This is a genomic window from Pseudomonas sp. (assembly GCF_002796985.1).
In the GTDB taxonomy this organism is placed as follows: Bacteria; Pseudomonadota; Gammaproteobacteria; order Pseudomonadales; family Pseudomonadaceae; genus Pseudomonas.
In genome coordinates, this window is record NZ_PEKX01000024.1 from 1 (window position 1) to 20,160 (window position 20,160).

At 67.2% G+C, this 20,160-nt stretch carries 16 protein-coding genes; 5 read left to right on the forward strand and 11 right to left on the reverse strand.

Going from position 1 to position 20,160, the window contains the following annotated elements; all coding sequences use genetic code 11:
- Positions 1-101 precede the first annotated feature (101 nt).
- On the reverse strand, positions 102-1,700 hold the full coding sequence (locus CTR55_RS26510) for an amidohydrolase (RefSeq protein ID WP_296291427.1): 1,599 nt from the start codon (positions 1,698-1,700) through the stop codon (positions 102-104).
- A gap of 144 nt (positions 1,701-1,844) precedes the next feature.
- On the opposite strand from CTR55_RS26510, the gene CTR55_RS26515 reads away from it, so the two are divergent.
- On the forward strand, positions 1,845-2,792 hold the full coding sequence (locus CTR55_RS26515; protein ID WP_296291429.1) for a LysR substrate-binding domain-containing protein: 948 nt from the start codon (positions 1,845-1,847) through the stop codon (positions 2,790-2,792).
- A gap of 3 nt (positions 2,793-2,795) precedes the next feature.
- Here the strand turns inward: CTR55_RS26515 and CTR55_RS26520 are convergent, their stop codons facing one another.
- The 8 genes from CTR55_RS26520 to CTR55_RS26555 form a co-directional block, all read right to left on the reverse strand.
- A complete protein-coding gene (locus CTR55_RS26520) occupies positions 2,796-3,857 on the reverse strand; it encodes an ornithine cyclodeaminase (RefSeq protein WP_296291431.1) in 1,062 nt (353 codons plus the stop codon).
- A 309-nt stretch (positions 3,858-4,166) separates the two neighbouring features.
- On the reverse strand, positions 4,167-4,655 hold the full coding sequence (locus CTR55_RS26525) for an Lrp/AsnC family transcriptional regulator (RefSeq protein ID WP_296291433.1): 489 nt from the start codon (positions 4,653-4,655) through the stop codon (positions 4,167-4,169).
- Between the two features lie 129 nt (positions 4,656-4,784).
- Positions 4,785-6,128, reverse strand: coding sequence for an APC family permease (locus tag CTR55_RS26530; protein ID WP_296291435.1), 1,344 nt, complete (start codon positions 6,126-6,128; stop codon positions 4,785-4,787).
- Between the two features lie 113 nt (positions 6,129-6,241).
- Positions 6,242-6,985: an N-formylglutamate amidohydrolase gene (locus CTR55_RS26535; RefSeq protein ID WP_296291437.1), complete on the reverse strand. Its 744-nt coding sequence runs from the start codon at positions 6,983-6,985 to the stop codon at positions 6,242-6,244.
- Positions 6,969-8,309, reverse strand: a complete 1,341-nt coding sequence (locus CTR55_RS26540; RefSeq protein ID WP_296291439.1) for a glutamine synthetase family protein — start codon at positions 8,307-8,309, stop codon at positions 6,969-6,971. Before CTR55_RS26540 ends, CTR55_RS26535 begins: the two co-directional genes overlap by 17 nt.
- A gap of 15 nt (positions 8,310-8,324) precedes the next feature.
- Positions 8,325-8,966 carry an isochorismatase family cysteine hydrolase gene (locus CTR55_RS26545; protein ID WP_296291441.1) on the reverse strand — a complete coding sequence of 214 codons (642 nt, stop codon included), beginning with the start codon at positions 8,964-8,966 and terminating at the stop codon, positions 8,325-8,327.
- A gap of 2 nt (positions 8,967-8,968) precedes the next feature.
- Positions 8,969-9,826, reverse strand: a complete 858-nt coding sequence (locus CTR55_RS26550; protein ID WP_296291443.1) for a MurR/RpiR family transcriptional regulator — start codon at positions 9,824-9,826, stop codon at positions 8,969-8,971.
- 218 nt (positions 9,827-10,044) lie between these two features.
- Positions 10,045-11,598 (reverse strand): MFS transporter, encoded by a 1,554-nt coding sequence (locus tag CTR55_RS26555; RefSeq protein ID WP_296291445.1) that lies wholly within the window; start codon positions 11,596-11,598, stop codon positions 10,045-10,047.
- A 141-nt stretch (positions 11,599-11,739) separates the two neighbouring features.
- Here CTR55_RS26555 and CTR55_RS26560 point away from each other — a divergent pair, with 141 nt between their 5' ends.
- On the forward strand, positions 11,740-12,615 hold the full coding sequence (locus CTR55_RS26560) for a LysR family transcriptional regulator (protein WP_296291446.1): 876 nt from the start codon (positions 11,740-11,742) through the stop codon (positions 12,613-12,615).
- Between the two features lie 57 nt (positions 12,616-12,672).
- Positions 12,673-13,458, forward strand: a complete 786-nt coding sequence (locus tag CTR55_RS26565) for a helix-turn-helix transcriptional regulator (protein ID WP_296291449.1) — start codon at positions 12,673-12,675, stop codon at positions 13,456-13,458.
- A gap of 281 nt (positions 13,459-13,739) precedes the next feature.
- Here the strand turns inward: CTR55_RS26565 and CTR55_RS26570 are convergent, their stop codons facing one another.
- Entirely contained in the window at positions 13,740-16,016 is a 2,277-nt protein-coding gene (locus tag CTR55_RS26570) for a nitric-oxide reductase large subunit (protein ID WP_296291451.1), read from the reverse strand.
- 165 nt (positions 16,017-16,181) lie between these two features.
- Between CTR55_RS26570 and norR the strand changes: the two genes are divergently transcribed.
- Positions 16,182-17,750, forward strand: coding sequence for a nitric oxide reductase transcriptional regulator NorR (norR, locus tag CTR55_RS26575; RefSeq protein ID WP_296291452.1), 1,569 nt, complete (start codon positions 16,182-16,184; stop codon positions 17,748-17,750).
- Position 17,751: 1 nt separating this feature from the next.
- On the opposite strand, the gene hemN is transcribed toward norR, so the two are convergent.
- Positions 17,752-19,149, reverse strand: coding sequence for an oxygen-independent coproporphyrinogen III oxidase (gene hemN, locus CTR55_RS26580; protein ID WP_296291454.1), 1,398 nt, complete (start codon positions 19,147-19,149; stop codon positions 17,752-17,754).
- A 265-nt stretch (positions 19,150-19,414) separates the two neighbouring features.
- Between hemN and CTR55_RS26585 the strand changes: the two genes are divergently transcribed.
- The gene (locus tag CTR55_RS26585; RefSeq protein ID WP_296291456.1) at positions 19,415-20,092 is read left to right on the forward strand and encodes an SOS response-associated peptidase family protein; all 678 of its coding nucleotides are present in this window, start codon (positions 19,415-19,417) and stop codon (positions 20,090-20,092) included.
- The last annotated feature ends 68 nt before the right edge of the window (positions 20,093-20,160 follow it).

Here is a 20,160-nt window from a genome sequence, read left to right on the forward strand (position 1 = left end):
GTTACCTATGTCTCCCGACACCTGTTACCCATGTGTCCCGGCAGAACACTTGCGATACCCATCCTACGTGCGCATTTCCCGGCGGGCTTGGGAGCTCGGGATCATTCGTCTTCCCGCGCCGGAATCCACCACTCCTCGCCGCGCACCGTGCGGATGTACTCCGGCCAGCGGAAGCGGTGCGGGACCTTGAAGTCCTTCGGCAGCAGCGGCGCCTGCCACTGTTCGCCGCCGATGCCGCCTCCGGTGCGCTGGTTGAACTCACGGGTCGCTTCGGCCAGCAGGTCGGCGTCGGTGAACAGTTCGATCAGCGTGCTGCCGATGGTCTTGGCGGCCACGTCGATCATCGGGTCGATGGCCTCGCGGATGCCGCCCAGGGCGTTGGACACCCAGTCCGGGTAGGTGAAGCCGGCGGGCGCGCTGAGCATCGGCCGGGCCACGTAGAGGCGCACGGTCGGACAGTGCCAGGTGTATTCGGGGTAGTCGTCGGAGGTCAGGTACTTCTGCCAGGCCGGCATCTGCAGGCGCATCTGCCGCTCGCATTCCTGCGGTTCGATCAGCGCCTGGGTGGCCGGCAGGAAGGGTTCGTCCATGGGTTCCAGGCCGAGGTTCGCCTGGATTTCCCGCGCCACGGCGATGGCCTGCTCACCCCAGCTGGGTGCGCCGATGGCGGCGAGGTTGTCGTAGCAGGCCTGGGCCAGCGCGTGGTTGGCCAACCCGCCACGGGACTTGCAGACCCAGGTCTTCTTCCACTGGCAGCCGGTGGCCATGGCCGCGGCGGCGGCGTTGTTGTCCATCACCGTGGAGATGGTCTCGGCCTGCTCGATGGAGTCGCAGCGCAGCAGGTACTGGATCTGCGAGATGTGCGGCGGCAGGTTATCGGCGGTGGCTTGCCCGGCGGTGAGGATGGCTTCGTTGAAGCTCCACAGCCCGGTGAACGGCAGCGTCGAGCGGCGCAGGCTCTCGTTCAGCGTGTAGAAATGCACCAGCGCGTCGTTGGCGCCAGGGGCGCGGGCGGCCAGGTGGTTCTGCGGGATCGGGCTGTAGCGGTCGGCGGCGATCCAGTTCTGCGGGTCTTCGCAGGTGAAGGTGTAGATGTACGAGTAGGCGATGCCGCAGTGGGTGTCCCAGGTGGTGGTGTTGTTCAGCGGCAGCATGTACGTGGGATGGAAGCTGACGGCCGCGTCGAGGTCGTCGTAGTAACCCTTGGCGGCGTGCACGGGCTTGGAGGCGCGTAGCTTTTCCGCCGGTTCGCCGAAGAATTTGAGGGTGCCCTTGATGCCGAATTCCAGCATCGCCGCCTTGGCCGCCAGCACACCACCCAGGGCGCTGATGCCCAGCGCGGAGTGCGGGTCGGTGTGGCCCGGCGCGTACTTCGACAGGCCGTCGCGCGGCATCGGTCGGGTCGCCGCCGCCTGGCAGTTACCGGGTACCGCGTCGTATTCGGCGTAGGTAGCAAGGATCGGCCCTTCGCCATTGCTGCCATCGCCATTGCTGAAAGTAGCGACGAAGGCGGTGGGCATGCCGCCGCTGCCCTCTTCCACCGTGAAGCCTTCCTGGCGCAACAACTCCACGTACCAGGCGCAGGACTTGTACTCGCGGAACGCCGGCTCGGCGAAATGCCAGATCACCTGATGCCAGTCGGACAACTGATGGCGGTGCTCGTCGATCCACTGCTGGACGTAGGCCTTGAATGTCGACATGGCGGCTTCCTCATCGTTGCCTGTTGTTGTTGTCGTGTGGCCTAGTATTGGTGAAGCGGAATTTGCAACAAGCGCAGGATTTCGCCACCCCATGTCCTGTTAGTTTCACCAATATCCTTTCACCGATGGAGCAATGAGCGCCCCATGCACTTTCCCTCGATGACCGCCCTGCGGGCGCTGGACGCCGTGGCCCGGCTGGGCAGCGTGTCCGCCGCCGCGACCGAGCTGAACCTCACCCGCAGCGCGGTCAGCCATCGCCTCGCCACGCTGGAGGAGCGCCTGGGCTTCGCCCTGACCGAGCGCACCGGGCGCGGCATTCGCCTGACCTATCGGGGGGAGAGGTATGCCCGCGACGTGCGGCGCATCCTCGCGGAGGTGCAGCTGGCCGGCAGCAGCTTCGACGAGCAGCAGGTCCGCGGCCCGCTGTGCGTGAGCTGCAACCCCGGCTTCGCCACCTACTGGCTGTGCCAGCACCTGGGCGACTTCCTCGCGCAGTACCCGCAGGTGCAGTTGCACGTGGTGACGCCGCGCGTGCCGCAGGACACCAGCGCCAGCGACGCCGACCTGTTCATCGCCTACGGCAGCGGCGACTGGCCGAACCAGACGGTGGAGCAGTTGGTGGCGCTGCACTTCTTCCCGGTCTGCAGCCCGCGCCTGATTCACTCGCGCGGCGGCCTGCAGCAGCCGGCGGACCTGGCCCACTACACGCTGCTGCACATGAATGATTTCGCCGACTGGCGCCTGTGGCTCGGCGCGGTGGGTGCGAGCGCGATCGATCACCGCTCCGGCGTGCTGTTCGCCGATGCGCCCTGCACCATCGCCGCCTGCATCGCCGCCCAGGGCGTGGCCATCGGCGACAACCTGCTCAGCGGCGACGCCCTCGCCCGTGGCCTGCTGGTACGCCCGTTCGACATCACCATCCAGTCCAGCCGTGGCTACTTCCTGGTGACCGACCCGGTGAAGGCCGAGCGCGCGGTGGTGAAGGCCTTCAGCCAATGGCTGAAGGCCCGTGTCGCCTCCACCACCCAGAGTGCCAGCGACCTCAGCCGCCCGCCCCTGGCGATTTCACCGGAGGCGGAACTGGCGCGCTGAGCGTCAGGCGATGCGGCGCAGCCCTTTGCGCGCCTTGGCGGAGCGGGTGTAGCGGAACAGGTCCTTGGGATCGTTGTCCTCGTCCTCGCTCCACGGCACCAGGTCGATGCGCTCGCCGAGCTCCAGGCGGCTGGCCTGTTCGTTCACGTAGCGCAGTGCGGAGTAGTCTTCGAGGGCGAAGCCGACCGAGTCGAAGATGGTCACCTGCTCGGCGCTGTCGCGCCCGCCAAGCTGCCCGGCCAGCACGCGCCAGAGGTCGGTCACCGGGAAGTCCGCCGGCATCTGCTGGATCTCGCCTTCGACGCGCGATTGCGGCTCGTACTCGACGAACACCTTGCCGGCGCGCAGGACGTCGGCGTGCAGTTCGGTCTTGCCCGGGCAGTCGCCGCCCACGCCGTTGATGTGCATGCCCGGCTCGATCATCTCCGGGGTGAGGATGGTCGCGTAGGCCTTGTCGGCGGTCACCGTGGTGACGATGTCGGCGCCGCGTACCGCTTCGGCGGTGGAGCCGGCGCGGATGATCTTCAGGTTGGGCACGTCCGAGAGGTTGCGGATCAGCTTTTCCGTGGCCTGCGGGTCGATGTCGTAGACGGCGATTTCCTCGATGCCCAGGTGGTGATGGAAGGCCAGGGCCTGGAACTCGCTTTGCGCGCCATTGCCGATCAGCGCCATGCGTCGCGAATCCGGGCGGGCCAGCGCGCGGGCGGCCATCAGCGAAGTGGCGCAGGTGCGCAGTGCGGTGGCTACGGTCAGCTCGGACAGCAGCACAGGGTAGCCCGTCTCGACGTCCGCCAGCACGCCGAAGGCCATGACGGTGAACAGGCCGCGCTGGGTGTTCTGCGGGTGGCCGTTGACGTACTTGAAGGCATAGCGGGCGGTGTCGGACACCGGCATCAGTTCGATGACGCCGATCTCGGAGTGGTTGGCGACGCGGGCGGATTTGTCGAAGGACTCCCAGCGCACGAAGTCCTGGGCGATGGTGTCGGCGAGTTCGCCGATGAAGCGGGCGACACCGATCTGCTGGACCAGTTGGGACATCGTGGGGACGTCAACGAAGCGAGTCATGGTGGGGTCTCCGATTGTTGTGATTGGACTTTTCTGTCGGTGTCTGCGAACTGCACCGCCCCGCTCCAGCATGCCTCGAACAGCGGGCACAACTACGTCGCAGAGGCCCTGGATCAGGTCTGCACTTCAGGAGAGGGGCCACACGATTCTCCCACCTGCCCCGGAGAAAACCCGGCTGTAATGGAGGGCCTGGCCGGCCGATCCGGCTGTATTGGAGGGTCGCGACAGCCGATTCGGCTGTGCTTGCGGCAGCCGCTGGCGGGGGGATATCACGGCTGGAAAACGCAGGAGAACAGCGAGTCCACCGCGCTAGCTGGCGGACTCCTTGATGGTCGTCAGCTCGGGGTGGGCGACCAGCTTGTCGATGTGCAGGCTCTCATCGTTCAGCCAGGTTTCGGTCAGCGCGCGGTAGTGCTCCATGTCCCGGCAGCGCATGCGCACGCTGTAGTCGAAGGTGCCGCTGATCAGCTGGCAGTGCAGCACTTCCGGGCAGGCAATCATGCGCGCCTCGAAGGCCTTCTGCGCGGTGCGGCCACTCTGGTTGGACAATGCGACCAGCACCAGCAGCGACAGGCCCGAGGCAATCTTCTGCTCGTCGATGACGGCGCCGTAGCCCCGGATGATGCCGTGCCGCTCCAGCTTGCGGACGCGCTCCTGGCAGGGGCGCGGGGTGAGATGGACCAGCGCGGACAGCTTGCCGTAGGTGATGCGGCCCTGGTGACGGAGGATGCGGATGATCTCCTCGTCGATGCGGTCCAGGGTGAAGGCTGTGCTGCTGTCCTGATCTTTCCTGCTCATGCTGCTTCGCTGGCTTTTGTGACAACTCGTGGGTCGTGGCGGCGTCCCTGCGCCGCCCGATCTTTATGGGGCACGTCCCGCCGTCTGTCAAAGCGCGCCGTGCCGTCTGCGACAGCACGGCGCACCTGCTCAGATTTCCCGCGCCAGCTCGCTGCCGTTGCCGCGCCGGCTGAGCACCGCGAGGTACACCAGGCCGATGGCGATCCAGCCCGCGCCGAGGGTCTGCGCCTCGGTGCTCATGCTGATCAGCACGTAGGCGATGATCACCAGGCCAACCAGCGGGAACACCAGGTGGCGCAGCACCTGGCCGCTCTTCTGGCGAATGAAGTAGTGGTTGATCACCGTCAGATGCAGCAGGCAGAAGCCGGTCAGCGCGCCGAAGTTGACCAGCGAGGTGAGCACATCCGGCGAGTCGAGGAAGTAGATGCCGATGCCCAGCGACAGCACGCCCACCAGGTACAGGCTGATGTGCGGGGTCTGGTATTTCGGGTGCACCTTGGCCAGCACGCGCGGCAGCTTGCCGTCACGGGCCATGGAGTACAGCAGGCGCGAGACGGCGGCCTGCGAGGTGATCGAGACGGTTACGCCCCAGGCCAGCGCGGTGGACACCGCCGTCAGCGTGGAGAGCCAGCTGCCGCCCGCCGCTTCGGCGATCTCGTAGAAGGCGGTGTCGGCCGACTTGAAGGTCATGCCGGCGGCCAGGTCCGTGGCCAGCCAGGTCTGCACGATGAAGATGGCGCCCATGACGAACAGCGCGATCAGCGAGGCGCGGCCGATCTGCTTGGCCGGGTCGCCCTTGACCTCTTCGGCGAGGGTGGAGATGGCATCGAAGCCGAGGAACGACAGCACCGCGATGGACACCGCCTTCATCACCAGGCCGAGGTTGAAATGCTCCGGTTGCAGCAGCGGTTCGAGCGTCAGCCGGCCGTTGCCGAGGCCGCCTTCCAGTGCGTGGTAACCCACCGCCAGGAAGATCGCCAGCACCACCAGTTCGGCGATCAGGAACAGTAGGTTGAAACGCGCCGCCAGGGTGATGCCGCGCAGGTTGATGAGCGTGGCGGACACCAGGAAGATCAGCATGAAGACCAGCTTGGGGATCGCCGGGAACAGGTGGTTCAGCGCCAGCGCGCTGAACACGTAGAGCAGCGGCGGGATCAGCAGGTAGTCCAGCAGCAGGACCCAGCCGGCGATGAAGCCGACGTTGGGGTGGATGCCGCGCTGGGCATAGGAGTACACGGAACCGGCGATGGGAAACGCGCGGGACATGGCGCCATAACTCAGCGCTGTGAAAAGCATCGCCACCATGCCCACCAGGTAGGCCATAGGCACCATGCCGTGGGCGTCGGCGTGAACCCAGCCGTACACGCCGAAGGGGGCGATCGGGATCATGAAGATCATCCCGTAGATCACCAGGTCGCCGAGCGTCAGGCTCCGGCGAAGTTGTTGCTTGTATCCGAACTGTTCGATAGCCACGGGGCACTTCCTCTGGGAACGGCAGCTTTTAGGGTTCGGCGCTCGAGCGCTGAATTGTTGTTGTTTTCAGAACCTGCCCGGCCGGTCGAACACACCGGACCTGGCTTGGGTCCTCAGAGCCAGGGAGCCAGGCGCGCGGCCCAGGCTTCCACCCCTTGCGGGGTCCGCAGTCCGTCATTGCGGATTTCGATCAGCACAGCGTCCACGCCGCGCTCGTCGCCATGCACCGGGACAGTCATGTCCTCCAGCGGGTCGATCACATAGGGTTGGTTGGCGCCGATTTCTTCACCGCTCTCCCTGAGGCCCGCCACCATGCGCTGGGCATAGGCTTCAGCCTTCGCGTAGAGCACCCCGGCGACCCACGGACGAGGCTCGCCGCGATAGCTGGGGGTGAAGCTGTGCACGCCGACCAGCCGGGTGGGCCGGCCGGCGGCCAGGCGTTCGTCGAGCAGCGCGGTCAGTTGCCGGTGGAAGGGCTCGAACAGGCTCGCCACCCTCTCCTGCCGGGCCGCCACGCTGAGGTTGCGGTTGCCGGGGATCGGGTAGATCTCGCTGTGCTCGGGGATCGCATCCGGCGCCGACAGCGGACGATTCAGGTCGATCAGCAGGCGCGAGTAGTTGGCCACCAGCAGCGTGGCGTCCAGGCGCGCCGACAGTTCGCGGGCCAGGTCCAGCGCGCCGATGTCCCAGGCGATGTGCTCGGCGGCCGCCGCATCGTCCAGCCCCAGCTGCGCCAGCTCCTCGGGAATGTAGCGACTGGCGTGCTCGCAGACCAGCAGCACCGGGCTCTTGCCCTGCGGGTTGACGATCTCGAACGGCGGGCGCCGGTAGAGGCCGGATTCAGTAGAACTTTGCATAGGATTCACAGAGTTGTTCTTCGCTGAGTTCACGGGTCAGGGCCTGCTCCTGGCGCTTCATGGCGGCGTAGGTCTGCAGCAGTTCCGGCGGCAACTGGGCGCACAGTTCGGTATCGGCCAGCAGCAGGCGCTGGGCCTCCTCCAGCGAACCGGGCAGCGACTTGATCCCCAGCTCTTCGCGCTGGGCGTCGCTCAAGCTGTGCGGGTCGACGTCAGTGACCGCCGACAGCGGCAGCTCCTGCTGCATGCCCAGACGCCCGGCGATCAGCACGGCAGCCATGGCCAGGTGCGGGCTGGCGGTGGCGTCCATCGGGCGGAATTCCAGGTTGAACTGGCGCGCCTTGGGCTTGCCGCCGATCTCCACCACCGGGCAGATGCGCAGTGCGGCTTCGCGGTTGCGCAGGCCGAGGCAGGCGTAGGCGGCGCTCCAGTGGTGCGGCTTCAATCGCAGGTAGGACACCGCGGTCGGCGCGGTCAGCGCGCACAGCGCCGGCAGGTGGCGCAGCACACCGGCGGCCCAGTGCTCGGCGAGCTTCGACAGGTTGCTCGGCGCGGCCTCGTCGTAGAACACCGGCGTACCGTCCAGCCGTTGCAGGCTCAGGTGCAGGTGCACGCCGTTGGTCACGGCGCCGGGCGCCAGCAGCGGCGTGAAAGTGCTGCGCCAGCCGAACTGGCGGGCGATCTCACGGGTGACTTCGCGGACGTTCACCGCGCGGTCGGCAGCGGCAACGCCCTGGGTCGGCCGGCAGGTGACTTCGTACTGGTTGCGGCCGTACTCGGGCAGGAACATTTCCGGCTCGGCGCCGATCTGTTCCAGCGCGCTCATCAGCCAGCCGCCGAAGTTGCCGGTCTGCCGCTGGGCCTGCAGGGAGAAGGCGGCGGCGTGCTCGTCCGGCAGGCCGAGCAGGTTGAATTCGTGTTCGAAGGCGGCGGTGACTTGCAGATCGAGCTCCCGATAGCGGGCGATCTCTTCACGCAGCAACGTGCGCGGGCACACCGGCCAGGGCGCGCCAGCGGTGGTCACCAGGTCGCCGTGCAGGTAATCCAGCGGCGCGGCCTGGGCGTCCGGGCCACTTTCCAGACGCACCCGGCTGCTCGGGTCGGGCAGCAGGCGCAGGTCGCCGTGGCTGCCCCACGGGTTGTCGTCGGCGATGATGTCCTGCGGCGTCAGCGCGCTGTTGGCGGGCACCCAGCCGCAGCCGGTGGCCAATTGCTCGGCGACTTCCGATTCAGGTAGCGAACGGCCACGGGTGATGCCGCAGAGGTCGGTGGTGACGAAGCTGGTCAGGCGCATCGGGGCGGGATTGTTATTGTTCTGACTCATGACGTTCTCCGGGCCTCAGGCCAGCGCGGCGATGCGGGCCAGCACGCTGTCGGTGTCGGCGATCCAGCAGTAGCCCTTGATCGCTTCCAGGCAGGCCTGGTGGCGTTCGGCGGTGTGGGTGGCGCAGGCGTCTTCGACCAGGGTGACGAGGTAGCCACGGTCGGCGGCGTCGCGCACGGCCATGTCCACGCACTGGTCGGTGACCACGCCGCAGATGATCAGGTGGCGGGTGTCGAGGTTGCGCAGCACGTAGTCGATGGCGGTGGAGTTGAAGACGCCCGAGGAGGTCTTCGGCAGCACGATCTCGTTCTCCCGCGGCGCCAGGGCATCGATCACCTGGGCGTCCGGGCTGCCCTTGGGCAGGTGCATGTCGGAGAGTTTGTGGTCCAGCGAGCGGTCACGGCCATCGGCGGTGAGGCTCTCGATGATGGTGTGCAGCACCTCCCCGCCGACCTCGCGCATCGCCGCCAGCAGGCGCTGCTGGTTGGGTATCACGCTCGCCTCGACGCGGTCGTAGAAGTAGCGGTGCGTCGTCGGATCGACGTGGGCATCGCGGCCGGGGATGACCCAGGCGTTCTGCATGTCGACGAACAGGATGGCGGTCTGGCCGGGGCTGAACGGCAGGTCACGGGGCGATTGGTGGGGCAAGCTGAACACGGTCATTCCTCGAGGATGTGGCTGCCGAAGGCAGCTCTCAGGTGGTCGATGCCTTCCAGGCGTTCGTCGAGCTGGCCGTCCATGCGCACGACCAGGCTGGCGATCAGCGCTTCGACCTGGGCCATGGTCGGCACCAGGGTGTCGAAGGGCGATGGGGACTCCACCGGGGCGCTGATGATCAGGTCGGCGAACTCGCGCAGTGGCGAGTCATAGATATCGGTGAACAGCACCACGCGGGCGCCACGGGCCTTGGCCGCGCGGGTCACGCCCAGTGCCTGGGCCTGGTAGCGGCGGTAGTCGAACACCACCACCAGCGTCTGGCGGTCGATGTCGCCCAACTGGTCGGGCAGCGCGGCGCCGTCGTCCAGCAGCAGGCAGCCGCTGCGCAGCATGCGCAGGTGCGCCACCAGGTAACCGGCGAGGAAGCGGCTGAAGCGGCCGCCGTGGCAGAGCACACGCAGCTTGGGGTCAAGCAGCCAGTCGCCGAGCAGACGTACGTCGTCGGCCTGGGTCAGCGCCAGGGTGCGCTGGATGCCTTCGCTGGCGTCGCTCAGGTAGTTGGACCAGACGTCATCGCGGCTCATGCCTTCGCGGCGCCCGGCGAGCAGGGTGCGCGGCGAGCGCAGGCGGTCGTCCACCTCGGCCATCAGCGCGTTCTGGAAGTCGCTGTAGCCGCTGAAACCGAGCTTCTTCACCAGGCGCAGGATGCTGGGATCGCTGACCCCGGCCTGGCGCGCGAGGCGCGACATCGGCCCGAGGCCGGCGCGCGGGTAGTCGTCGAGCAAGGCGCGCAGGACTTTTCGCTCGGCCTTGGTGAGCTCGACTTCCGGGGTGTTCAGGCGATCTTTGAGTGTGAGCATGGGGGCGCCTCTTGTTATGGCGCCATTTGTATAATGCGCTTCAGAAAGTTTCAATACGTATTTTTTGTAGTGTTCACTACAAATTGCAGACGCACTCTTCCGGCCCCGGCGTAGCGGCTCGCGCGCTGATTCCGAGACATGCGTTTGTGGAGATTGGAACCGGCGAGCGAGCGGCGGCCCTCCCGTCGCGGCCCATCCGACCGATCAGCGAGGCCGGTTCAGGCCGGGACCGGCTCCGGTTCGTGCACCGGCATCGGCCTGCCGAGCAGCGTGCCCACCAGCACCGCGAACACCAACGCCGCAACGCCCGCCACCAGCAGCACACCCTCGAATCCACCGATGAAGGCCTGGCGCACAGCGGGTGCCAGCGCATCGCGAAGCGCCGGATCGACCAGCGACAGCGCCGCTGTGAAGTCGCCAGCCGCCGCGCGGGTCGCCATCTCGGCGGCGTTGTCCAACTGCGCAGGGGCAAGCTTGGCCAGCGCGTCACGCAGCAACTGGGCGCTGCGTGCAGCCAGGACGCCGCCGAGAATGCCGATGGCCAGCACGATGGCGGCGAAGCGCGTGGTGGTGCTCAGCCCCGAGGCCATGCCGGTGCGCTCGCGGGGCACACAGGCCATGATGTTCTTCTGCGTGTCGCCGTTGAGCAGCCCGGCGCCGGCACCCAGCACCAGGCTGGCGAGGGCGAAGGCCAGGTAGCCGCCCTGCCCGGCCGCCAGCGCGCAAAGCAGGTTGCCGGCGCCCACCAGCACCAGCCCGAAGGCGAAAATCCGCGCCGGGCTGAAGCGCGAACTCAGGCGCATGCCCCAACGCGGCGCAAGCAACATCGCCAGGGCGAACGGCAGCATTCCCGCGCCCGCCGCCACCGCCGACATCTGCAAGCCATTCTGCAGGTACAGCGGCAGCAGGGTCATCATCACCTGAGCACAGGCGGCGTAGGCGAACATGCCGAGCAAGGCGCCGATAAAGCGGCCGCTGCGCATCAGCCGAAGGTCGATCATCGGTCGCGCCTGGCTGCGCTCCACCAACACGAACAGGCCCAGCAGGCCGGCGCTGACCAGCAGCCGCGCGAGAGTCGGCGGGCTGTCCCAGCCGACACGGTTGCCGTCAATCAGCGCCCAGATCAGGTAACCCAGGCCGCCAGCGAATGTCAGGCTGCCCAATGGGTCGAGGCGCGCGGCGGCGCTGTCGCGGGATTCCTCGATGCTGCGCAGCGCCATCGCCGCCAGCAGCACCACCAGCGGCAAGTTCAGGTAGAAGATCCAGCGCCAGCCCAGGGTGGCGGAAATCACCCCGCCCAGCAGCGGCGCGAAGGTGATCGTGGCGCCCATGCACGCACCCCAGAAGGCCCAGGCACGCAGGCGCTCCTCGGGCTCATGGAAGCGATGGCCGATGGCGGCCAGTGCCGAAGTCAGCAACAGCGCGGCGCCGATACCCTTGGCGGCGCGGGCGATATCCAGGAACAGCAGGCTCGGCGCCGCGCCGCAGGCCAGCGAGGCCGCGCCGAACAGCACCAGCCCGAGCAACAGCATGCGCCGCCGGCCGAAACGGTCGGCCAGGCTGCCGGCGGGCAGCAGGCAGGCGGCGAAGGCCAGCAGGTAGGCGCTGACCACCCACTCGATATCGGCGAAGGAGCCGGACAGGTCGCGGGCGATGCTCGGCAGCGAAACGGCGACGATGTTGGTGTCGAGGATGATCAGCGAGCACACCGCCGAGGCGGTCAGCAGGGTGAAGCGAGCGGAGGGTCGTGGGCGAATCACAGGGTCGGACATGGCAAGGCTTCCCGCGCTGGCCGGCGCGCCAGGTTTTGCCCTCGCCGCGCCAGCCTTGTAGTGTGGCCTCCACGGTAACGCCCGCGTGCGCCGGGCTTGTTAGCCACGGCGGCCTTCGTCATTAGCCTGCGACTAACGAACATGGAAATCCGTCATTTTCGCTACTTCCTCAGCGTCGCCCACCACGGCCACTTCACCCGCGCGGCCGAACAACTGGGCATCGCCCCGCCGACCCTGAGCCGGCAGATCCAGGACATGGAAAAGGAACTGGGCGTGCTGCTGTTCCAGCGCAGCCAGCGCGAGGTGCGCCTGACCGCCGCCGGCGAAGCCCTGCTGGCGGAAGCCGAACTTGCGGTACGCCAGTTCGACGCCGCGCAACTCGGCGCGCAGCGCGCCGGCCGGGGCGAAACCGGGCATCTTCGCCTGGGCTACGTGGCCTCGGCCGCGTACTCCGGCGTGCTGCAGCAGCATGTCGAGCACTTCACCCACGCCCTGCCGGCGGTGGACCTGAACATCAGCGAAGCGCCCATGGCGCAACTGCCGACGCTGGTGCGCGACGGTGCGCTCGATCTCGCCTACGTGCGCTCGCCGATGAGCCTGCCGGAGGAGCTGGAAGCCATCGCGCTGCAGGAGGAAGGCTTCGTCATCGCCCTGCCCGCCTCCTCGCGCCTCAACGAGCTGCCGGAGATTCGCGCCGCCAGGCTGGGCGCGGAAACCTTCATCTTGCCGGAGCAAATCTCCGGCACGCTGGAAGTCGCCCGCGCCGGCGGCTTTTCCCCGCGCCTGGGCCAGCAGTCGGGCAGCCTGGTCGCGGTGATCGCGCTGGTGTCCCTCGGCCGCGGCATCGCCATCGTCCCGGAGTCCGTGGTGCGCCGGGTGCAGTTGCCGCAGGTGAACTACCGCCCGCTCGCCGACTGCGCCCCGCGTTCCTGGCTGTCGCTGCTGCACCGGCGCTTCGAGAAATCACCGGTGGTGCGGCGCTACATCGAACAGGTCAGGGCTCAGTCCGCCGGCTGATTGGCCATTTCTCGCCGACTGACGAATAATCATCGCGACTCAGCCAGATTCGCCGCCATGCTCAACATTCCCCTCGCCAGCGTCGACGACGTCGACCGCGCCGTGCTCGCCATCGGCACTGACTACCCGCTCGGCACGCTGCTCAAGCCCCACGCCCACCGCCGCGCGCAGTTTCTCTACGGCATGAGCGGGCTGATGGAGGTGGAAACCGAGGACGGCGCCTGGGTGATCCCGCCGTACAGCGGCGTGTGGATTCCCGCCGGCAAGCAGCACCGGGTACTGATGCGCGGCGTCAGCACGCGCAGCCTGTACATCGACCCGCAGGTGCCGGTGCGCGACACCCTGCTGTGCCAGGCGCTGACCGTCTCGCCGCTGCTGCATCACCTGCTGCTTGCCAGCGTCGAGGTGCCGGCGCTGCACGACGAGAGCGGCCGCGACGGCGACCTGCTCCGCCTGTTGCTCCACGAACTGCGTCAAGCGCCGAGCCTGCCGCTGTTCGCCCCGCTGCCGGCGCACCCGCGCCTGCTGGAGCTGTGCCGAGACTTCCTGCGGGCGCCAGCCATCGACGTCACGGCGGACCTCTGGGCCGCCGAGCTGCATTGCAGCACGCGCACCTTCAGCCGGCTGTTCCGCCAGCAGACCGGCCTCTCCTTCGGCGCCTGGCGCCAGCAGGCCTGCCTGCTCGCCGCCGTCACCCGGCTCGCCGCGGGCAACCCGGTCACCCGCGTGGCGCTGGAGCTGGGCTACGACAGCCCGAGCGCCTTCTCCAGCATGTTCCGCCGCAGCCTGGGCGTAGCCCCCAGCAGCTACCAGGCGGCGGAGAGCGCAGCCGCACCTCGTTAACCTCGACGTTGGCTGGTCGCGGGCTTCAGCCGCCGGCCATATCCAGCGCCGCCGCCTGCTCATCGACCAACTGGCGGAACAGCTCCAGCGAACGTTAGCGCGAGTCGCTGCGCCAGATCAGCCAGGTGTTCAGCCGGGCAGATTCGTCGCTCATGGGCCAGGCGCTGACCGAGGCGCTGCTGGGCATCTTGCGCCTCGGTCAGCGCCTGGCCGTCCTTGCACAAAAAAGGCGGCCCACCTGAAAGGGTGGGCCGCCTACCAACACAGCACTCTGCGGTTCGTCAGTCCTGTTGTGCGACACCTCCCTGCACCGATTCGGTGGCGCTCGAAGAGACGGGCGAGAGGACGCCAATAATCACCTGCCAGGCCATCGACAGGGCGCCGATGATGAACACCACGTCACCGAAGGTGCGCACCCAGCGCAGGGTCTGCAGCAGCGGCTGCTGCATGAAGGCTTCGCTGCGGGCGTACCAGAGGCCGACGTCGACGCTGGCGTGGAACTGGATGATGCCGATGGGCAGCAGGCTGGTGGAGAGCATCAGCACCAGGCCGCCGTTGAGGCACCAGAAGGCGGTTTTCATCAGCCGTTCGCTGAACTGCAGGTCCGGGCGGATGTAGCGCAGCACCAGCAGGGTGAAGCCCAGGGCGAGGAAGCCGTAGACCCCGAACAATGCGGCGTGGGCGTGGGTCGGCGTGGTGTTCAGGCCCTGGATGTAGTACAGCGCGATGGGCGGGTTGATCATGAAGCCGAAGACCCCGGCGCCGAGCATGTTCCAGAAGGCCACGGCGATGAAGCAGTACAGCGGCCACTTGACCCGCTGCATCCAGCCGGCGCGGTTCTTCAGGCGCCAGTTTTCCCAGGCCTCGTAACCCAGCACCACCAGCGGCACCACTTCCAGGGCGCTGAAGGTGGCGCCCACCGCCATCACCGGGGTGGTGGTGCCGGAGAAGTACAGGTGGTGGAAGGTGCCCGGCACACCGCCGAGCATGAACAGCGAGGCCGAGGCCAGGCTGGCGGTGGTGGCGGCGCGGACACTGACCAGGCCCATGCTGGAGAAGATGAAGGCCAGCGCGGTGGCGGCGAAGACCTCGAAGAAGCCTTCCACCCACAGGTGCACTACCCACCAGCGCCAGTACTCCATCACCGACAGGTTGGTGCGCTCGCCATAGGACAGGCCGGCGCCGTAGAACAGGCCGATGGCGATCACCGAGGCGGACAGCAGCGCCAGCAGGTTCTTGTCACCGGGCTTGCGGAACGCCGGGAGGATGCCGCGCAGCATCAGCGCGAGCCAGAAGGCGATGCCGAGGAATTTGCCGATCTGCCACAGGCGGCCAAGGTCGACGTACTCGTAGCCCTGGTGCCCCAGCCAGAAGTTCCACTGCGGCGGCAGGATCTGCGCGATGGCGAGGAAGTTGCCGACGAAGGAGCCCAGCACCACCACGACCAGCGCCCAGAACAGGATGTCGACGCCCAGCTTCTGGTATTTCGGGTCCTTGCCGCCGTTGATGATCGGCGCGAGGAACAGGCCGGCGGCGAGGAAGCCGGTGGCGATCCAGAACAGCGCGCTCTGGATGTGCCAGGTACGCAGCAGCGAATAGGGGAACCACTGCGACATCGGTATGCCGTAGAAGTCCTGGCCCTCCACCGTGTAGTGCGCGGTCCCGCCGCCCAGCATGACCTGGAAGCTGAACAGCCCCACCACCAGCAACAGATACTTGCCCAGGGCCTTCTGCGAAGGCGTCAGGCCGACCAGGCTGATCGGGTCGTGCAGCGGCGGATGCGGCTCCTCCTCTTCCTTGCGCAGGAAGGCCCAGGCCCAGACCAGGAAGCCGACCCCGGCGATCAGCAGGACCACGCTGACGATGGACCACATGACGTTCTCGGCGGTCGGCTGGTTGCCGATCAGCGGCTCATGGGGCCAGTTGTTGGTGTAGGTGGCGACGGAATTCGGGCGTTCGGTGGCGGCGGCCCAGGCGGTCCAGAAGAAGAAGTGGGTCATCTCTTCACGCCGCTCCAGGCTCGGCAGCGTGTTCTCTTTCATGGCGAAGTGCTTGCGGCTGGGCTGCATCGCCGGATCGTTGCCGAACAGCTCGATGTAGTAGGCAGCGGTCTGACGGACCGCTTCGACGCGCCGCTCGCTCAGGGTCAGTACGCCGTTGTCGCTACGGTTCTGGCGGTACTCGCGTTGCAGGCGATTGCGCAGGACGGCCTGCTGGTCGCTGTCGATTTCAGCGAAGGGTTTGCCGTACTGCTCGCGGGCGCCGATGTCGAGCCAGGCGGTCAGCTCGCGGTGCAGCCAATCGGCGGTCCAGTCCGGCGCCTGGTAGGCGCCGTGGCCCCAGATCGAGCCGAGCTGCATGCCGCCGACACTCTGCCAGGCAGTCTGCCCGTCGAGGATATCGGTGCCGGTGAACAGGTGCTCGCCGGAGACGCTGCGCACCTCGTCGGGAATCGGTGGCGCCTGGCGGTACACCTCGCGGCCGAAGTAGCCGAGGATGCCGAAGGTCACCGCCAGCACGGCCAGCAATGTCCACCAGAGTTTGCGGTATTCACCCATGGCACACCTCCACGGTGTCTTCCCAGGCTGAATGTCCTAAAGTGCTTTCGGGCGAATCGTCGTACATGATGCGACTCCAGTGTCAGGCTTTCCCTTCAGATGGCAAGTCGCGTGCCAGCCTAAAACACCTTTAAAATCAAGATCCTGTAAAATTAAAGAGTCTAAATGACCACTAGCGAAAAGGGTTCAAAAGACCTCGTAAAGGTAAGAAGTACCTCTTTTCTCAACCGACTCCTGGCGGACCTGCCGAGCGACTTGCCGGCCGCCGTGCGCCTGCAGCGGCTGGTCGCCGCCCTGCGCGACGAATTCAACTGCAGCGCGGTGGTGCTGTTGCGTCTGGACGGTGATCGCCTGCAGCCTCAGGCCGCCGTCGGACTGGACCTGGAAGTGCTCGGACGCAGCTTCCAGATCGACCGCCATCCACGCCTGGAGCGCATCCTCGACGCGCGCGAGCCGGTGCAGTTCGCCGCCGACAGCGAGCTGCCCGATCCTTATGACGGCCTGTTGCAGGACAGCCCGGACAAGCCGCTGCCGGTGCATGACTGCATGGGTGTGAGCCTGCTGGTGCAGGGCCGCCTGTGGGGCGCGGTGACGCTCGACGCGCTGCTCCCTGGCAGCTTCGACACTTCCGTGGCGCGGCGCCTGCAGGAGTGCGCGCCGCTGATCGAAACGGCGCTGCGCATCGGCCAGCTGGAGAACGAAGTACGTGGCCTGCGCCTGGCGCGCAGCGGCCTGCTGGAGCCGGCGGTGGAATCGCAGAGCAGCATCCTCGGCGAGAGCCCGGTGCTGCGCGGCCTGCTCAACGAATTGAAGATCGTCGCCGACGCCGAACTGCCGGTACTACTGCAGGGCGAGACCGGGGTCGGCAAGGAACTGTTCGCCCATTGGCTGCACGCCAACTCACCGCGCGCACGTAAGCCGATGGTCCACATCAACTGCGCGGCGCTGCCGGAAACCCTGGCCGAGAGCGAATTGTTCGGCCATGTGCGCGGGGCGTTTTCCGGCGCCACCCAGGACCGCCAGGGCCGCTTCGAGACGGCCAGTGGCGGCACGCTGTTCCTCGACGAGATCGGCGAGCTGCCGCTGGCGATCCAGGCCAAGCTGCTGCGCGCCTTGCAGAGCGGGGAAATCCAGCGCCTGGGCGCGGACCGGCCCAAGCATGTGGATGTGCGAATCATCGCGGCAACCAACCGCAACCTGATCGAGGAAGTGCGCGAGGGGCGCTTCCGTGCCGACCTCTACCACCGGCTCTCGGTCTACCCGGTGCACATCCCGCCGCTGCGCGAACGCGGCCACGACGTGCTGATGCTCGCCGGGCATTTCCTCGAACTGAACCGCGCGCGCCTGGGCCTGCGTTGCCTGCGCCTGAGCGCGGAAGCCGAGCGTAGCGTGCTGGCCTACGGCTGGCCGGGCAACGTGCGTGAGCTGGAACACGTGATCAGCCGCGCCGCGCTGAAGGTGCTCAGCCAGGCGGATTCACGGCATGCGTTGCTGAGTATCGAAGCGGCTGGCCTGGGCCTGGAAGTGACGACTCACCCGGCGCCGGCGAGCGTGCCGGCTACGGTGACCGGCGAGACGCCCTACTCCCTGCAGACGGCCGTGGACAGCTACCAGCGCCAGTTGCTGCAGGACGCCCTGCGGCGCCACAACGGCAAGTGGGCCAGCGCCGCCCGCGCGCTGGAGATGGACCCCAGCAACCTGCGCAAGCTGGCGCGGCGCCTCAACCTGCTGTGACTCAGATGGTGCGCGAGAAGCGCTCCTGCTGCTCGCCGCCCAGGTAGGCGTCGAAGGCCATCGCCACGCTGCGCATCATCAGCTGGCCCTGCGGTAGCAGCACCAGCGCATCGTCGTGCAACTCGATCAGACCGTCGCCAACCTGCTCCTGCAATTGCCGCAGCGACTCGCCGAAGTACTCGCGGAAGCGGATGCCATGGCGTGCCTCCAGCGGCGCGTAGTCCACGCGGCCGTGGCACATGAGCGCGCCGATCACTTCGCGGCGCAGGCGATCGTCGTCGGTCAGGCGGTAGCCCTTGTGTACCGGCAACAGCCCTTCGTTGATCCGCGCGTAGTACTGCGACAGCTCCTTGACGTTCTGCCCGTAGGTATCGCCGACCTTGCTGATGGACGACACGCCCAGGGCGATCAGGTCGCAGTCGGCGTGGGTCGAGTAGCCCTGAAAGTTGCGCTGCAGGGTGCCGTTGGCGCGGGCCACGGTCAGTTCGTCGTCGGGCAGCGAGAAGTGGTCCATGCCGATGTAGACGTAGCCCGCCTCGGTCAGCCGCTGGATGGTCAGCTCCAGCAGTTCCAGCTTGCGCTCGGGTGGCGGCATGTCCTCGCGGCGAATCAGCCGCTGCGCGCGCACCCGCTCGGGCAGGTGGGCGTAGCTGTAGGCGGCGATGCGGTCGGGGCGCAGGGCGATGATCTTGGCGAGGGTGGTATCGAAGCTCGCCACCGTCTGTAGCGGCAGGCCGTAGATCAGGTCCACCGACACCGACTTGAACTTCGCCTCGCGGGCCGCCGCAACCAGGTCGAAGACCTGTTGTTCGCTCTGCACGCGGTTGACCGCTTCCTGCACCTTCTCGTCGAAGTCCTGCACGCCGAAGCTCAGGCGGTTGAAGCCCTGGGCGCGCAGTTCGCCGATGCGTTCGGGGCTGATGGTGCGCGGGTCGACTTCGATGGAGAACTCGTGAGCATCGCTCTCGTCGAGGTGGAAATGCTCGCGCAGGCTGTCCATCAGTTCGGTCAGCTGCTCGCTGGTCAGGTAGGTCGGCGTGCCACCGCCCAGGTGCAGCTGGGTGAGTCTGCGCGAGTCATCGAACAGCGCGGCCTGCATGGCGATCTCGCGCTTGAGGTAGTCCAGGTACTCCACGGCGCGGTGGGTCTTCTGGGTGATGATCTTGTTGCAGGCGCAGTAGTAGCAGAGGCTCTTGCAGAACGGGATGTGGATGTACACCGAGAGCGGCTTGGCCGCGCTCTCGTTGCCGCGATGGTTGCTGCGCTCGGCGGCGGCTCGATAGTCATCGGCGGCGAACGCGCCATGGAACTGCGGTGCAGTGGGATAGGAGGTGTAGCGCGGGCCGGGACGGTCGTACTTTTCCACCAGCGCGCGGTTGAAACTCATCGATTCGGGCATGACACGGGCTCCTGAGGCGCTGGCAGTCTACCGCTGCGAGTCGCGGGCGCAAGATACACAGATTACGGCGCTCACCTCCTGAGCGGGATCAAGAACTTCCCTCCTGCGACCGGCGGCAACAGCCAATCAGCACCCGGAACCCGAGCCGATGTGCTTTGCTTCCCCGTCGAGGACGCCTTCATCGAAGAGGGTAGCCCAGGGATTTTCACCCCCAAAGAAACAGCCGTCGGCCGGATGCCGATCCCGGCCTGCCGAGGAGATCCGTATGTGCGAGAAGTTGGCCCAGTTCGACGCAGTGCCGGAGCTGATCGCGGCGCTGCACTGGCAAGGCGCAGTCGACCAACGTTCACCGCTGCAAGCGCGCGCGCTCGTTACCGCGCAGGAGCAAATCACCCTGCTGCACCGCGAACGCGACAACCTGGTGTTCGACGAAGTGCGTTGGGGCTGGCGGCCGCGCTGGGCGAAGGTCGACCGGCTGCAGGCGAACGCGCGGGTCGACAAGGTCACCCACAGCTCCTACTGGCGGCCCATCTGGCAACACCGTGCAGTTTGCCCGGTGAGTGGCTGGTTTGAGTTCCGCGATGACGCTGCGGGTAGTCGGCAGGCGTTCTACATTCGCCGGCGCGACGGGCAACCCAGCCTGATCGCTGCTGCCGGGCAGTTCCCCCGCGACGGTCGTGAGGCCCAGGCCGAAGACGGTTTCGTCCTGCTGGTCGCCGAGCGACGCGGCAGCCTCATCGACGAACAGGCGTTGCGCCCTGTCGTGCTGGCTCCGCCAGTAGCGCTGGAATGGCTGGACAACGGTACGGACAAGCAGCGTGCAGAAGCGATCGCCCAAGGTGGCGGCGAGGCCGACGAGACCTTCGAGTGGTTCGCCCTGGACGGCACTCCCGAGGGCCTGAGCATCGACGGGCTGCGCGCCATTGCCGGGCACACGCTGTAACACCTTGTTCACTCGCAGGGCCGATCCTTGACGCTGCGCGATTGGCGCTCTGCCTGAATGCCGACTAG